General features: G+C 33.5%; 17 protein-coding genes, 1 tRNA gene and 4 pseudogenes. 15 read left to right on the plus strand and 7 right to left on the minus strand.

The window, feature by feature from the left end:
• Positions 1-11 precede the first annotated feature (11 nt).
• The 3 genes and pseudogenes from OEI98_RS05915 to OEI98_RS05925 all read left to right on the plus strand — a co-directional run bounded on the left by OEI98_RS05915 (position 12) and on the right by OEI98_RS05925 (position 2,296).
• Positions 12-1,711, plus strand: a pseudogene (locus OEI98_RS05915) (ABC-ATPase domain-containing protein).
• A gap of 184 nt (positions 1,712-1,895) precedes the next feature.
• Positions 1,896-2,123, plus strand: coding sequence for a transposase (locus OEI98_RS05920; RefSeq protein WP_266040204.1), 228 nt, complete (start codon positions 1,896-1,898; stop codon positions 2,121-2,123).
• Positions 2,124-2,146: 23 nt separating this feature from the next.
• On the plus strand, positions 2,147-2,296 hold the full coding sequence (locus OEI98_RS05925; protein ID WP_228378993.1) for a hypothetical protein: 150 nt from the start codon (positions 2,147-2,149) through the stop codon (positions 2,294-2,296).
• A gap of 192 nt (positions 2,297-2,488) precedes the next feature.
• Here the strand turns inward: OEI98_RS05925 and OEI98_RS05930 are convergent, their stop codons facing one another.
• Positions 2,489-2,893, minus strand: coding sequence for a YmaF family protein (locus OEI98_RS05930; protein ID WP_004401849.1), 405 nt, complete (start codon positions 2,891-2,893; stop codon positions 2,489-2,491).
• A 527-nt stretch (positions 2,894-3,420) separates the two neighbouring features.
• Complete coding sequence (locus OEI98_RS05935; protein WP_266037143.1) at positions 3,421-4,704, minus strand: IS110 family transposase; 1,284 nt, start codon at positions 4,702-4,704, stop codon at positions 3,421-3,423.
• A 189-nt stretch (positions 4,705-4,893) separates the two neighbouring features.
• On the opposite strand from OEI98_RS05935, the gene OEI98_RS05940 reads away from it, so the two are divergent.
• From OEI98_RS05940 to OEI98_RS05950, 3 genes and pseudogenes are all read left to right on the plus strand, one after another.
• Entirely contained in the window at positions 4,894-5,229 is a 336-nt protein-coding gene (locus OEI98_RS05940) for a hypothetical protein (RefSeq protein WP_006570493.1), read from the plus strand.
• Between the two features lie 83 nt (positions 5,230-5,312).
• Positions 5,313-5,450: pseudogene (locus OEI98_RS05945) on the plus strand (transposase); the annotation flags it as partial.
• Between the two features lie 67 nt (positions 5,451-5,517).
• A pseudogene (locus tag OEI98_RS05950) lies at positions 5,518-6,099 on the plus strand (IS256 family transposase); the annotation flags it as partial.
• 134 nt (positions 6,100-6,233) lie between these two features.
• Here the strand turns inward: OEI98_RS05950 and OEI98_RS05955 are convergent.
• Positions 6,234-6,322: transfer RNA gene (locus OEI98_RS05955), tRNA-Leu, on the minus strand.
• Positions 6,323-6,476: 154 nt separating this feature from the next.
• On the opposite strand from OEI98_RS05955, the pseudogene hflX reads away from it, so the two are divergent.
• Positions 6,477-7,717: pseudogene (gene hflX, locus OEI98_RS05960) on the plus strand (GTPase HflX).
• On the opposite strand, the gene OEI98_RS05965 reads toward hflX, so the two are convergent.
• Positions 7,707-8,189, minus strand: coding sequence for a DUF3189 family protein (locus OEI98_RS05965; protein ID WP_004401845.1), 483 nt, complete (start codon positions 8,187-8,189; stop codon positions 7,707-7,709). The pseudogene hflX and the gene OEI98_RS05965 sit on opposite strands and share 11 nt — an antisense overlap.
• Before the next feature lie 220 nt (positions 8,190-8,409).
• On the opposite strand from OEI98_RS05965, the gene OEI98_RS05970 reads away from it, so the two are divergent.
• From OEI98_RS05970 to OEI98_RS05980, 3 genes are all read left to right on the plus strand, one after another.
• Positions 8,410-8,853: an NUDIX hydrolase gene (locus tag OEI98_RS05970; RefSeq protein ID WP_266040208.1), complete on the plus strand. Its 444-nt coding sequence runs from the start codon at positions 8,410-8,412 to the stop codon at positions 8,851-8,853.
• A gap of 73 nt (positions 8,854-8,926) precedes the next feature.
• A complete protein-coding gene (locus OEI98_RS05975) occupies positions 8,927-9,577 on the plus strand; it encodes a YigZ family protein (protein WP_004401844.1) in 651 nt (216 codons plus the stop codon).
• 84 nt (positions 9,578-9,661) lie between these two features.
• Entirely contained in the window at positions 9,662-10,072 is a 411-nt protein-coding gene (locus OEI98_RS05980; RefSeq protein ID WP_003869747.1) for a CoA-binding protein, read from the plus strand.
• 26 nt (positions 10,073-10,098) lie between these two features.
• Here the strand turns inward: OEI98_RS05980 and OEI98_RS05985 are convergent, their stop codons facing one another.
• Together OEI98_RS05985 and OEI98_RS05990 are read right to left on the minus strand one after the other, a co-directional pair.
• The gene (locus tag OEI98_RS05985; RefSeq protein ID WP_003869748.1) at positions 10,099-10,452 is read right to left on the minus strand and encodes a sulfite exporter TauE/SafE family protein; all 354 of its coding nucleotides are present in this window, start codon (positions 10,450-10,452) and stop codon (positions 10,099-10,101) included.
• Positions 10,449-10,805, minus strand: a complete 357-nt coding sequence (locus tag OEI98_RS05990) for a sulfite exporter TauE/SafE family protein (protein WP_003869749.1) — start codon at positions 10,803-10,805, stop codon at positions 10,449-10,451. The genes OEI98_RS05985 and OEI98_RS05990 overlap by 4 nt, the downstream gene beginning before the upstream one ends.
• 131 nt (positions 10,806-10,936) lie before the next feature.
• Here OEI98_RS05990 and cysK point away from each other — a divergent pair, with 131 nt between their 5' ends.
• Together cysK and OEI98_RS06000 are read left to right on the plus strand one after the other, a co-directional pair.
• Complete coding sequence (cysK, locus tag OEI98_RS05995; RefSeq protein WP_004401841.1) at positions 10,937-11,857, plus strand: cysteine synthase A; 921 nt, start codon at positions 10,937-10,939, stop codon at positions 11,855-11,857.
• A 60-nt stretch (positions 11,858-11,917) separates the two neighbouring features.
• The gene (locus OEI98_RS06000) at positions 11,918-12,658 is read left to right on the plus strand and encodes a YebC/PmpR family DNA-binding transcriptional regulator (protein ID WP_004401838.1); all 741 of its coding nucleotides are present in this window, start codon (positions 11,918-11,920) and stop codon (positions 12,656-12,658) included.
• 19 nt (positions 12,659-12,677) lie between these two features.
• On the opposite strand, the gene OEI98_RS06005 is transcribed toward OEI98_RS06000, so the two are convergent.
• On the minus strand, positions 12,678-13,124 hold the full coding sequence (locus tag OEI98_RS06005; RefSeq protein WP_003869752.1) for a chemotaxis protein CheW: 447 nt from the start codon (positions 13,122-13,124) through the stop codon (positions 12,678-12,680).
• 110 nt (positions 13,125-13,234) lie between these two features.
• Here OEI98_RS06005 and OEI98_RS06010 point away from each other — a divergent pair, with 110 nt between their 5' ends.
• The 3 genes from OEI98_RS06010 (at position 13,235) to ruvA (ending at position 14,940) form a co-directional block, all read left to right on the plus strand.
• Positions 13,235-13,801, plus strand: a complete 567-nt coding sequence (locus tag OEI98_RS06010; RefSeq protein WP_004401836.1) for a hypothetical protein — start codon at positions 13,235-13,237, stop codon at positions 13,799-13,801.
• 81 nt (positions 13,802-13,882) lie between these two features.
• Positions 13,883-14,380: a crossover junction endodeoxyribonuclease RuvC gene (gene ruvC / locus OEI98_RS06015; RefSeq protein WP_003869754.1), complete on the plus strand. Its 498-nt coding sequence runs from the start codon at positions 13,883-13,885 to the stop codon at positions 14,378-14,380.
• Positions 14,377-14,940 (plus strand): Holliday junction branch migration protein RuvA, encoded by a 564-nt coding sequence (gene ruvA, locus OEI98_RS06020; protein WP_003869755.1) that lies wholly within the window; start codon positions 14,377-14,379, stop codon positions 14,938-14,940. The genes ruvC and ruvA overlap by 4 nt, the downstream gene beginning before the upstream one ends.
• The last annotated feature ends 7 nt before the right edge of the window (positions 14,941-14,947 follow it).

Below are 14,947 nucleotides of genomic sequence, written 5' to 3' on the forward strand. Positions count from 1 at the left end.
AGTGTTTGTAGATGACAAAAGAAGACCTTAAGAAAAAGCTTGATAAAATAGATGGAAAGGGGTATAAAGCTTACATAGACCTTGAAGGAGAATATGAGTTTGAAAAATTTATACTGTATATTGACCATGTTCAGGGAGACCCTTTTGCACCTCCTTCAAGGATAAGGGTTAAAGTGCCTCAAAATATAGCTGATTTTGAGTTTTCCATGTATAACAATCCCTCAAGGCAAGTTGCTTTAGAAGATTTTTTGACAAGGTCAGTTTTTGAAGTTATAAAAAGGTTGCCTTCTTTAAAAGGTACAGGACATAGTGGGGATATTTACATAGACAAAGGTGGTCAACAAATAATTAAAAGAAGTGCAATGGTAGTTAACAAAGATTATGTAGAAGCAAGATTGAGCATAGGACTTCCTGCTTTTGGTAGACGAATAAATGGCAGTGGTGCCCAAAGAATATTTCTTGAATTTTTACCTCAAATTGTAGAAAAAAGTCTTTTAAAAAAGAGCCTCAACGTACAAGATATATGGCTATGGGTTGAGACAGTGGAAGACCAAGATTACCTTAGAAGTCAACTAAAAGAGAGAGGGCTTGTGGCTTTTGTGGCTGATGGTGCGATTCTTCCTAGAGAAAGCGGCATAAGTGATAGACCTTTAAAAGGCGGTAATGTAGTACCTTTTGAGTCGCCGGATAGCTTGAGGATTAAGTTTCAACTTCCAAATCGAGGAGAGATAACGGGGATGGGAATACCCGAAGGAGTTACGCTTATTGTGGGCGGCGGTTATCACGGCAAGTCTACCTTGTTACAAGCTATTCAAAAAGGGGTATACAATCACATACCAGGTGATGGCAGAGAGTTTGTTATAACTGTAGCTGATGCAGTAAAAATAAGAGCAGAGGATGGCAGAAGGATAGAAAAAGTAGACATAAGTCCTTTTATAAATAATTTGCCAAATAACGTAGATACCACAAGGTTTACTACCGAAAATGCCAGTGGCAGTACTTCTCAAGCAGCAAATATTATTGAGGCGATAGAAATAGGCACTAGCTTACTGCTTTTGGACGAAGATACTTCAGCTACTAATTTTATGATAAGGGATGCGAGGATGCAAAAACTGATTGCAAAAAAGAAGAACCTATAACTCCTTTTATTGATAGAGTAAAACAGCTATATAAAGATAATGGCATTTCTACGATTTTAGTTATGGGTGGCAGTGGAGATTATTTTGATGTTGCAAATTGCGTAATTAAAATGCACAACTACAGACCCTACGATGTCACACAAGAGGCAAAGAAAATTGCAAAAGAATTTAAAACAAATAGGGAAGTTGAGGGAAATAATGAGCCTATAGTTATAAAACCAAGAATTCCTCTTAAAAAAGGGCTTGAGGTAAAAGGCAAAAAGATAAAGTCAAAAGATGAGGATACTATTAAATTTGGATACCAAGAAATCGAATTGGATTATGTGGAACAATTAGTAGACAAAAGTCAAACAAATGCTATTGGGGAAATAATACGATATATTGCTAGTAAATATGTAGATGAAAAAAGCAGTATAAAGGAAATATTAAAAAAGGTATATAAGGATATATACGAAAAAGGACTGGACGTGGTATCTTCTTTTTATGGTAAGCATCCGGGCAATTTGGCATTGCCAAGACTTCAGGAAGTAGCTGCTGCATTAAATAGGTTGCGAAGCTTTACTGTAAAATAAAAATAACCTCCCCAGCAACACCGAACTTGCTTGAGGAGGTTAATCCGCTAAAATACTTTATTTCTCATACTATTTGAAATATGTTGCCCTGTCTATATGTAACTTATTTTTGTGTTAGTATATTATTGTAGACATAACTCGAACAGGTTAAAATAAAAATATAAAGAGAGAAAGTGTCTACAAAATGACAAGAGGTCAAAGAAAATATAGTGAAGAGTTCAAAAACACCATAGTGGAATTGTATAATTCTGGTAAAAATCTGTCAGAACTTTCGAGTAAATATGGCATATCAAACTCCACAATATCAAGCTGGTTAAAAAAAGCAAAGCCAATAAATATAGACAACAAAGGAACAACGATTACAGTAGCTGAATATCAGGCTATGTTAAAGAAAATGGCAGGGATAGAGTAGGAAAACAAAGTATTAAAAAAACCATGGCCATATACAAAGGAATAAGCTCTACATTTGAGTTTATTGAAGAAAACAAAAAAGATCATGATGTTAAATTAATGTGCAAAGTTTTAAAGGTCTCAAGGAGCTCTTATTACAAGTATCTCCATAAAACAGGTGGAGAAATGAAATAGTTTTATATATGGCACTATTAGCACAAAAGTATCAGCACATAGACATAGAAAAAGTTTCTTAAGAGTCTGTGACTTTTTTAGGGGAAATATGTGCTATAATACACAATAGAATAATAGACAGTTTACAATATATTTTAAGCCCGGCACGAGAACCGGGCTTTTAGTATACTCATCTTAGATATGGTATAGAAATTAATAGTGTTTAAAATCAGAAATAGGATCCTGAATTAAGGTAGCAAAAACGAATTCATGGTAGTGATCCTCATCAACAGTAGTTTTTCCTTCGGCAAAGTGTACATGCTTATTATCACCAACATCAATGGCAGGGCCAGTTATTACGCCTATCTCATGATGATGATCCTCATAGAAGTCAGTGCTGACCAATATTGCATGAACATGACTATCACCATCTGGTATAACTTGGCTGGTGACACCTGCAAAACGGTGATTGTGTTCTTCTTTTTCTTCTTGTTTTCGTTTTTTGTCTTCTGCAGCTAATTTTGTACTACCTAAAAACTCATGGTTATGAGTTTGACCTTCATCTTTTTTATTACTGAAATCAAAATAATTTTTAATTTCCTCGATTGATAATTCCATATAATTCAACCTCCCTCTCCCTCTATTATCTTTTATTTTCTCTTAATATCTTAGTTTTTCTTTAATTTTCTCATCACAACAAGAGCATCTCATGGCTTATATTATCATTTCTTACTTATCTAACCATTAAATAGGTAAGTTTAATAAACCTCATATCCTATTTCCATATTATGGCGGGATAACTCCACTTATCTCATGGGGTTTACCCTCCCATGTCTCACTGGATCTCCGTCCTTAATTCCTTCGTTCTACCTGCCATGAGGTGGATGTCATTTCTGCTCCATTGCAGGGTCTTTGCCCGTATGGTGATTATTTTTTATGACAATTCCCGCTCTTGTTGTCAATATACCATCTTGACTAGTTGTTTTTGTTTTATTCCTTACTTTACCTTTTATGTCACGTCGTTCACACTTTCGTTTTCCCTAAAAATTAATTCTTCTTAAGGGTCAGCTTTTTAGATGTGAGCAAGTTAAAGCTGAAGAGAAGATGATTAACCCTTAATTGATTTGATAGTATGTTGGCACTTTTTATGCAGCTTCCTGTAATAGTGGCCTCTTTATGTCCTTTATCATCTTGATTGGGTCATATTTTACTCCTTTCTTTAATATGACATAAAATATCCTTATCAGTTTGTTGCACAATACTATTAGTGATTGCTTCTTTTTTAACGGGTTTTGCGCTCTGGTAGTGTAATATTTGTGAAGTTCACGAAACTCTTCGTTTTTTGCAACCAAGGCCATTACTGCAGTAAATAGTACTCTCCTCAATCGTTTCCTCCCCCTTTTACTTATTGTCGTTTCTCCTTTATACTTACCAGAGCTATTTCCTACTAGGTTTAATCCTCCTAGTTTTTGTATCTGTTTTGGATGTTCATATTTTTCAATATCTCCTACTTCTGCAATAAAACCTGCTACTGTATTTACTCCTATCCCTTTGATTTCTAGTAGTTCTTTAACCCCTGGTATCTCAACCATTAATTCTTCTATCTTCTTCTCTATTTCTTCAATTTGTTTTTTGAGAAATTCGTATTGTTCAATGAGAGTCTTTATCTCGTATTCCGCCATCTTTATGCCCTGCTTCTTCCCTATGCTCTCCTTAGCAGTTTCTATCAGCTTTATAGCCCTTTTTTCTCCTACCCCTCTTTGTACTTCTTTCTTCCATATCGATATTATTTCTTCAGCACTCTTTTTTGCTATCTTCTCAGGCGTTGGAAATTCTCTTAATGTGATAAGTGCTGCTTTCCCTTCCCAGTCTGAAAATACGGTGTTAAACTCCGGAAAGTATATGTCCATCCATCTTGTTATTTGATTTTTTGTCATCCCTATTTGTTTGTTCAACCTGTCTTTTATGTCCATCGCTACCCTTAATTCTGCATATACTCCTTCAGGTATTGTCGGCTCTACATATCTCCCGTCTTTTACTAGCATTGCTATTGTTTTTGGGTCTTTTTTATCGCTTTTTGTGGGAGAATTGTCATCTAATTCTTTGCTCCTCTTTACATGAAATGGATTAACCAATACTACCTTTATGTTATTGTCTTTAAGGTATTGGGCAAAACATAGCCAATATTGCCCTGTCGGTTCTATCCCTACTATTAGTTTGTTTTTCTTATGTCTCTCCATCAAGTCTTTTGCCCATCTAAAAAATTTTGTCATACCTTCTCTATTGTTTTCAAATCTTAGGTATTTCCCATATTCTACTCCTCTGTAGTCAAATGCTCTGGCATAATGGCTTTCTTTTGCTATGTCTACTCCCGCAATTAATGTGTCTTCTGTTACTTGCAAAATCTTTTCATTTTGTGTATACTTCATTTTAGGTACCTCCTGTTTATTTTGATAATTCGAGGTAAGTTCTAGAACTTACACTCTGTATTTTATCAGGAGGTACTTATTTTTTCAAAGTTCATTCTTCCTTATTTTTTATTCATTACAGGAATGCTCCAATAATAAATTTTTTTGAACAATAATATTATATGTTAAGTAAAAAAATAAGTGCATAGAATGAAAAGATATTATAACGAGCATAGTTACAAATTGGAGGTCAGAGGGGCTCTTTTTTCATGCATATTTGAGGTGGTGAGGCGATGTGGCAAGGTACAATTGGGATATTTTAAAAAAGAATTTATTTTAGGCGATTATGAATCAGTAAGAGATTTTGCTGCACAAAAAGGCATTAAGTATAATGGGTACTTTGCAGAGAAAACAAAAGGCTGGGCAGAAGAAAAAAGAGCAAGGCAAGAGCAAAAACAGAGCAAAATTATAGAAAAGACAATTGAAAAGATTGCAAAAAGGAGCCTGATAGAAATGTGGCTCATCCCAATGCAAAAAGAGAGTTAAAAAAATGGATACAACAGGCCAAAGAAAGTGGAATCAAGGAATTTAGAAGGTGTGTAAAAGTATTCAATTGATGGTTTGAAGAAATAACTAATGCATTTGATATACCATATACGAATTCTGTAACAGAAGGCTACAACAATAAGATCAAGGTCCTTAAGAGAATTGCATATGGTTATAGGAATTTTCATCGATTCAGAGAGACTGTAAAAAATTTTGTGTAAACTGATTAAAAACCTCTTTCTTGGTAAGAATTAGAATATATACAAAACCAAGAAGTAGGTTTTAAAAATGTCACTATTGACAAAAGAACAATTAAGAAATTTCATTAGTGAAAACAATATTCAATCTATTCCAGACCTTTATACATCATTAAAAAATCTTTTTAAAGATACTATTCAAGAAATGCTTGAAGCAGAACTTTCAACAGAACTTGGCTACGAAAGATATGACAAAAAAGACAAAGATACTCAAAATTCAAGAAATGGCTATACTCAAAAGACAGTAAAAACGCAATTTGGTGAGATGGAAATTGATATTCCAAGAGACAGACAAGGAGAATTTGAACCTAAAATAGTTCCAAAATACAAAAGAGACATATCAGGAATTGAAGAAAGAGTAATAGCTCTATATGCAAGAGGAATGTCAACAAGAGATATTCATGACCAGATAAAAGACCTGTATGGAATAGAACTATCTGTAGAAATGGTAAGTAAAATAACCGAAAGAATAGTAGCAGAAATAAAAGAATGGCAATCAAGGCCATTAGAAAAGATATACACTTTCATATTTATGGATGCCATCCATTACAAAGTAAGAACAGACGGTCATATTATCAATAGAGCAGCTTATGTAGTATTAGGGGTAACGATATAACAGAGGCCAGTACATTTATTTTATCTATTTTTATCTGCTTTTATTTTTTATGTTTGCAAAATGTTTGCAAAGTGATATAAAAAACCAAAAGCCGTTAGCAAAGTGCTAACGGCTACATTTCTTGATTTTTCTGGTGCCGAAGGTGGGAGTCGAACCCACACGGGGTGTGAGCCCCACTGGATTTTGAGTCCAGCGCGTCTGCCAATTCCACCACTTCGGCGAGTTACTACATTTCATATATTATCACAGGTTAATGAAAATTTCAATACCCTTTTTATAAAAAGTGCTATTAATTTACCTATTTCATTATTTATAAATTCCTTTATTTGTGATATATTTATATTTACAGCACATTTTTCAAGGTTGGTGATGTTATGGAAGAGTTAAACAGAAATAAGAAAATAGAACGAGCTATTTTAGTAGGAATTATTTCTACACCTGAAGATGAAGAAAGCATGGAAGAATTAAAAGAACTTGCTTTAACAGCTGGAGCTGAAGTAGTAGGAGTAATGACACAAAAGCGCAATACAATTGACAAAGCTCACTATATTGGTAAAGGAAAGCTGGAAGAATTAAAATTCTTTGCTGAAAATCAAGAAATTGACCTTGTCATTGTCAATGATGAACTTACTGGTACACAAATTAAAAATATGGAAGACTTTTTAAATGTAAAAGTTATTGATAGAACAAATCTTATTCTTGATATATTTGCAAAAAGAGCAAAGTCAAAAGAAGGAATGTTACAAGTAGAATTAGCCCAATTGAAGTATCGGCTGCCACGTCTTGCAGGTCTTGGTGGACAACTTTCAAGATTAGGTGGAGGAATAGGTACAAGGGGTCCTGGTGAGACAAAATTAGAGACAGATAGAAGGCATATAAAGAATAGAATAAAAGCGATAGAAAAGAAGTTAGAAGAAATAGAAAGGCACAGAAGCTTACAAAGGGAAAGGCGTAAGAAAAACCGTATTCCTGTGATAGCTATAGTAGGGTATACAAATGCAGGAAAATCCACGCTGCTTAATGCTTTAACTAATGCAGAAGTATACGTTGAAGATAAATTATTTGCAACACTTGATCCTACTGCGCGGAGACTTGTTTTGTCTTCAGGGAGAGAAGTAATTTTGATTGATACTGTAGGTTTTATTAGAAAGTTGCCTCACGATCTCGTGGAGGCTTTTAAATCTACGCTAGAAGAGGTTAAATATGCAGATTTATTGCTTCATGTAATTGATGTGACTTCACCAGATATGGAGGAAAAGATAAAGGTTGTAGAAAAGGTTCTTTCAGATTTAGGGGCTATTAATACCCCTAAGATAAATGTTTTTAATAAAATTGACCTTTTGGAAGTTGTACCTAAAGGAAATGAAAGAGAAGTTTATATTTCTGCAAAAAATAAAATTGGATTTGATAAGTTATTGCAAGCAATAGAAAGAGAAATTTTTAAAGATGTGGAAGTAGTGAATTTTCTATTGCCTTATGATAAGACTAAAGAATACAATTATTTAAAAGAAAAACAAAAATAATTGGAGAAAATTATAGTGAGAAAGGGATAATGATAAAAGCCGAAGTTCAAAAAGAAATAAAGGAAAGACTTAAAGATTTTATCATCGTTTAATAGCGTTGTACTCTGCTTTTTCTTGAGCCTTTACGTTTTTAACTATTTGAACAATTTTTTTATAAGCTTTTTGCGTACCATAAATGACTAAAGGTCTTCCTATAACAGGAAATTTTAAAGCAATAGAAGTAAATCCTCCAATTTTCATAATCCAGTTTGTAGCACCAGTCGTGTCAATCAAAAGCAGTCCTTCGTTTGTATTGAACATATGATAGTATAAATCTTTAAGAGCTGGCTCAATTAACTTTTTAGCATTTTTTACTCCCATAGAATACACGTTGTTGCCATATTCATCAGTGCCAATAGGAACGATGTGTCCCGGGTCATTTTGGCCATTTAGTTTATCAAATAAAGGTATACTTTCTATTTCTTCTTTAGAAGGAATTCTGTCCATTGGCAGTTTTCCAGTATGTATATAAGCTGCTATTACAGAAGTATGGGTCCCACCATAACAGTGATAAATTATATGCATTTAAAACTCTCCTTCCTTGCTTTGTACATTAGATATTTTTTATAATTTAAAGATTTTTATACTGGTAAATTAATTTTCTGGTGGGAAAATTAAATTTTGATGTATAATTGTGGAGATGTGCGAAAAAATAAAAATAAAATTAAAAATTTAAGAAGGAATTTAAGAGTTTTTAAAGAATATTATATTAGGAGAAAAAATAAAAATTTTAGGGGGCTTGGAAATGTTAATAAGAGATTGCGCTGGAGGAGTTGTATTCAAAGGAGACAGTGTATTTATCCTCAAAAATGATAAAGGGGAGTGGGTGTTACCCAAAGGGGTTATTAGAAATAATGAATTACCTATTGATGTGGCTATAAGGAGAGTCTGTGCTGAAACAGGTCTTAAATCTGTTGAAGTCCTTTCTACTGCTGGCGAAACCAGCTACGAATTCTATTCTGTCACCCGTCAACGTCCTGTCTTTAATAAAATCACTTGGTATCTCATGATTACCGCCGATGAGGAATTTAATATTAGCAAAGAAGATGGTTTTGTTGATGGAGGATTTTATCCTATAGACAAGGCTTTGGAGATGATTACCTATAGTCAAGACAAATCACTTGTAAACGTTTCTTATTTTAAATATAAGACGTTGACAAGGCTCTGGCGTAAAGCGAAAAAGCTTTAATAAAGCCTTATAAAGCCGGCAACGGCTTTATTTTTTGATTATAATTTGGTATAATGACAAAAGGGGTGCTATTTTGGCTAAAAGTTATAAAACACTATACTCTTACGGAGTTGCTGAAATCGAAATAAAGCGTTCCAGATTTATCGGACATGCTAAACCAGTTTCTTCAGAGGAAGAGGCGATAAAATTTATAGAGGAAATTAGGGCAAGTCACAGAGTGGCAACCCATAACGTTTATGCTTATGTTATTGGAGAAAATGATGAAATTCAGCGTTTTAGTGATGATGGAGAGCCTTCTGGAACAGCAGGCATACCAGTATTAAATGTAATCAAAAAAGAAGGATTAAAAAACGTTGCTGTTGTAGTTACAAGGTATTTTGGCGGAATATTGTTAGGAGCAGGAGGATTAGTGAGAGCTTATACAAAAGGGGCAAAAGTTGGTATTGATGCTGCTGGAATAATAGAAAAAATACCTGCGAAAAGTGTTATACTCACTTTTGATTATACTTTCCTGGGAAAGATTCAAAATGAGCTTTTAAAAAAAGGTTATTACATTAAGGATACTATATATTCAGATAAAGTTTCTATAGTATTACATATTGAAGAAAACCATCTATTAGAATTTCAAACTTTTATAAACGATTTGACAAGTAAAAAGTGTGATATAAAAATTGAAGAAGATGTGTACCTTTTAAAAAAAGGCGATGAATATTATGGAACATAAATTTTATCTCTTATAAAATGGTGAGAGAAAAGTAAATAGGGGTGCATTAATTTAAGCCCCTATTAAATTAGGAGGTAAAAAAGAATGGAGTGGGATTATTCCTACATAGATTATGTAGAAGAAGCTATGAAAAGAAAAGTGTGGGCTGTAGTAGGAGCACTCCCTCGAGAGAGTAAATATGGCTATCAAATTTACCGAACTCTTAAATTGAACGGGTATACAGCTTATCCTGTTAATCCAAAATTTCGAGAAGTAGATGGAGATCCTTGCTATGACTCTTTATCCAGCTTACCTGTAATACCAGAAGTTGTAGATATGGTAGTTCCTCCTAACAGAGGTGAACAGTACGTAGAAGAAGCAGCAAAATTAGGTGTGGAATTTATTTGGTTTCAGCCAGGGGCAGAAAGTGAGGAGCTGGTGGAAAAAGCTAAAAACCTTGGGCTAAAAGTTATTTATAATACCTGTGTAATGTTGGAAACAGATAAGAGAAAATAAGAGGAGAGCCATCTCCTCTTATTTGACTATTTGCGAGGTTTTGAGGAAAATTCGTATATTCCCATACAGAATAAAAAAACAGCGAATATTTTTTTTAATATAAAGGCTTTTGTAATTGCTGCTATAATAGCTCCAACAAAACTTCCTATCATTCCACCTATTATTATAAGCAATATGATTTTATACTTTATGTTTTTACTTTTAAAATGGTATATTAATGCAATAATTGCTGTAGGAATAAAAGAAAAAAGATTAACGCTTTGAGCAATGTGTTGCTCGGTTCCAGTAAAGATTGTCAAGGCAGGGATGAGAATTGTCCCTCCTCCAATTCCCATTCCTCCTACAATTCCTGAAAAAAGTCCTATTAGAAATAGTTTCATGATATCCACATCCTGACGGAAGCTATAAGCATTATTATTCCAAAAATTTTTCGTAATAAAGGAATGGAAATTTTATTAAGAAAATATGCACCAATAATTCCTCCCATCGTACTTCCTAGAGCTATGTTAATAGTTAAAGGAATGTCGATTATTTTATTTTGCAAATACACTAAACTACTGACTAGAGTGATAGGAAGTATAATTGAAATTGCCGTAGCATGAGCCTTATGGTCTTCTATACCAAGTAAAAATACCAATGCTGGGACTATTAAAGTGCCTCCTCCTGCCCCTAAAAGACCGTTTACGATACCAGTTATAAAGCCTATAGAGAAAAGTTTTAGTTTATCAGTCATTTTTATCACCTTTTACAGCTTGATATTATTATTTTTTCACTAAATTCTTTTGATATTCTAATTTCCATTTGACATGTTTAGCTTAGAAAGTTTAAAATTTTTATAGTAATGTGCAAATGGAGGTAAATTTTATGATTGCCAACAATGTTTTTGAGCTGATTGGAAAAACGCCAGTAGTTAAGTTAAATAAAATTGTGGAGAAAGAATGGGCGGAAATTTATTTAAAATTAGAATTTTTTAATCCTGGAGGCAGCGTTAAAGATAGGGTAGCTTTTTCCATGATAGAAAAGGCAGAAAAAGAAGGAAAATTAAAAAAAGGAAGTGTAATTATTGAACCTACCAGCGGAAATACAGGTATAGGGTTGGCGATGGTAGGGGCAGCAAAAGGGTATAAAGTAATAATAGTTATGCCTGATACTATGAGCATGGAAAGAAGAATGCTTTTAGCGGCGTATGGGGCAGAAGTAGTTCTTACCCCTGGCAAATTGGGGATGGAAGGCGCTATAAAAAAAGCAGAAGAATTAGTAAGGCAGAATAAAAACTATTTTATGCCACAACAGTTTGAAAATTTTGCAAATCCTTTAATCCATGAAGAGACTACTGCTAAAGAGATAATTGAAGATTTTAACGAGGGTCTTGATGCTTTTGTTGCAGGTGTAGGTACGGGGGGAACTATTACAGGAGTAGGAAAAATATTAAAAAATAAATTTTCTAATATAAAGATTATTGCGGTAGAACCTTATTCAGCAGCAGTGCTTTCTGGTAAAGAGCCTGGACCTCATAAGATTCAAGGGATTGGCGCAGGCTTCATCCCTAAGGTGTTAGATAGAAATGTCATAGATGAAGTAATTGCTGTAAAAGATGAAGATGCCTTTGAGGTGACTCGCCTTTTGGCAAAAAAAGAAGGCATACTTGGAGGAATTTCTACAGGTGCTTCCTTATGGGCAGCAATTGAAGTTGCTAAGAAGTTAGGCAAAGGTAAAAAGGTTTTAGCAATAGCTCCTGACAGTGGAGAGAGGTATTTAAGTACACAACTTTTTAGAGAAGATTAGATTTACAAGCCATAAATTATTGTGTTAAAATATTTTAGACACAGTAAAGGAGGTTTTTTTATGTCAGGGCATTCAAAATGGGCTAATATAAAACACAAAAAAGAGAAAATGGACGCTAAAAAGGGAAGAATTTTTACAAAGCTTACCAAAGATATTATAAAAGCGGCTAAAGAAGGCGGTGGAGACCCTAACACTAACAGTAAATTAAGAGATGCTATAGAAAAGGCAAAAGCTAATAATTTGCCAAATGAAAATATACAAAGGGCTATTAAAAAAGGTACCGGTGAATTAGGAGGAGCTAATTTAGAAGAAGTAATATATGAAGGATACGGTCCTTCTGGTACTGCCATAATTGTTGAAGCTTTGACTGACAATAAAAACAGAACTGCTGGTGAAATAAGGCATATTTTTGATAGGCATGGTGGTAGTTTAGGAGCAGCTGGTTCTGTTACATGGATGTTTGACAAAGTCGGAATTATAATTGTTGAAAAAAATGATTCTATTGATGAAGACGAATTAGCGATGGTTGCAATAGATGCAGGTGCGCAAGACTTTTCTGCAGAAGATGAAGAATTCGAAATAATTACTGAACCTTCAAATTTTCAAGAAGTAAAAGAAGCGATTGAAAAAGCAGGCTATAAAATTTCTGAAGCAGAAGTTACTATGCTTCCTAAAAATACTATACAACTAAGTCCTGAAGACTACGAAAAATTTGAAAAGTTAATTGACAAATTAGAAGAAAATGACGATGTACAAAACGTTTATCACAATGTGGAAATAGAAGACGAAGATGAGGAATAAAAGAAAGAGATAGAAGAGGCTAAATTTCTTCTATCTCTTTCTTTTCTTTTTCTGTTAAAACTTTATGTAAGTCTAAGTTGATGATTAATCTGTCGTTTAAATTGATAATAGATGTTATGTACTCTTTCCCAATTCCTTTTATTATGTCTGGAGCTTCTTGTATGGAACTATCGTCTACATGTAAAACTTCTGTTACTGAGTCTACGATAAAACCTACTGGTCTGTTAGTGACATTTACTACGATAATCCGATTATTGTCATTTTTTTCTGATAAAGGCAAATTGAAGCGCTTTTTTAAATCTACAATAGGAATAACTGTTCCTCTTAGGTTAGTTATGCCTTCTACAAAAGAGGGGGCATCAGGTACTTTAATAATCGTTTGAAGCCGTATAATTTCTATTACCTGATTAATGTCTACGCAAAAGTCTTCATTGTTTAATTTAAAAACTACAATTTGATTTGCCACTTTACCATCTCCTCCCTTATAGATATTATTCGATATTTTTTGACAAAATCCTGCAAAGAGAATAAATTTTTTAAAATTGGTTATAATTACATAAAACAGGAGGAGATGTTATGAAAAAGCTAATTTCCTATAAAATGGTTGCCATATATTTGTTAGCTATATTTATAGGAGTGATGATTGGATATTTAATTAATGTTAAAGATAATGAAAAGCAAAGAACAGAAAAAAATATAACTTATGAACAGAGGATTTCTTCTCAACAAGAAGCTCTTGCTAAAAAATTAATTTCCCAAAGTAAACTCATATTTGAAACTAAATATCTTGAAAATGGAGAAATAGTGCGTGAAGTTCAAAATTTAACTCCTTCTCTTTATGGGAAAAGCAAGGAAGAAATTGCGAGGATATATAGTGATTGGGAAGTTAAAAGTTTTGATGAAGACGAAATAGTTCTCTATAGGGAAAAAGAAGGATTACCTCCAGATTATTATATAATTACTAGTATGAATGGATATGTGGTTTTATTAAAAAGTGACGGAAATGGCAATAAAGAAATTGTAGAGAAAACAGACATACCTTTGGACAGTTTAACACCTTTTGACAGAGAAAGGGTGATGAAAAATATAATTACAAAAGACAAAGATGAAGCATACCAAATATTAGCAAATTTGAGCTCTTAAGTTCTCCTATGCTTTTAGGAGAACTTTTTCTTGTTTATAAAGTCCATTGATGTTAAAATAAATAAAAGGAGAGGAGATATAATGAGGGTATTAGGGATAGATCCTGGAATTGCCATAATGGGCTATGGTATAATAGATTACAAATCCAATAAGTTTACTGTTATAGACTACGGTGCAGTTACTACAAAAGCTGGTATTGATAAGGCTTTGCGCCTACACGATATATATAATGGAATTATATCACTTATAAAATCTTACAGTCCTGATGTAGTAGCTATAGAAGAGCTTTTTTATAATAAAAACGCAAAGACTGTCATAACTATTGGGGAGTCCAGAGGAGTTTCTATTTTAGCTGCTGTCAATTCGGGAATAAAGGTTTTTGAATATACTCCTTTGCAAGTTAAACAAGCAGTGGTAGGGTACGGAAGAGCAGATAAATATCAAGTCCAACAAATGGTGAAGGTTTTATTAAATCTTGAGGAAATTCCTAAACCTGACGATGTAGCTGATGCATTGGCAGTTGCTATATGCCATTGTCACAGTAACAATATGATTGAAAAGCTGGGGTATTCAAGATGATTGAGTATATTAGAGGAATGATTGAAGATATTGGACAAGATTATGTAGTGATTGACTTTATGGGTATAGGTATAAAGGTTTTTGTCCCATTTTCTACTTTGAAAGTTTTACCTTCTAAAGGAAATATAACCAAGCTTTATACATATTTACATATGAGAGAAGATGGTTTCCAAATTTTTGGCTTTAAAACAAAAGAAGAGTTAGATTTATTTGAGAAATTATTGTCTGTTAGTGGTGTAGGGCCTAAAGGAGCTTTGTCTATTTTGTCCGTGGTTTCTATTGATAATTTTGTAAAAGCAGTTAACGTAGGCGATTATAAAGCTCTTACGATAGCTCCGGGAATAGGCAAGAAGACTGCTGAGAGAATTATTTTGGAATTAAAAGATAAGCTTCCAAAAGAAATAGTTTTTGAAGGTGATAATAATTTTTCAAATGAGGCCTTAGAAGCTTTATTAGCTTTGGGTTATACCAAAAGTGAAGCTATTTATGCTTTGGCGGATATCACCTGTGATAGCGTAGAAGAAGCTGTAAAGCAAGCTTTGAAAAAATTAATGAAATAGGGTGAAT

The sequence above is a fragment of the Thermoanaerobacter sp. RKWS2 genome, assembly GCF_026240795.1.
Lineage (GTDB): Bacteria > Bacillota > Thermoanaerobacteria > Thermoanaerobacterales > Thermoanaerobacteraceae > Thermoanaerobacter > Thermoanaerobacter ethanolicus.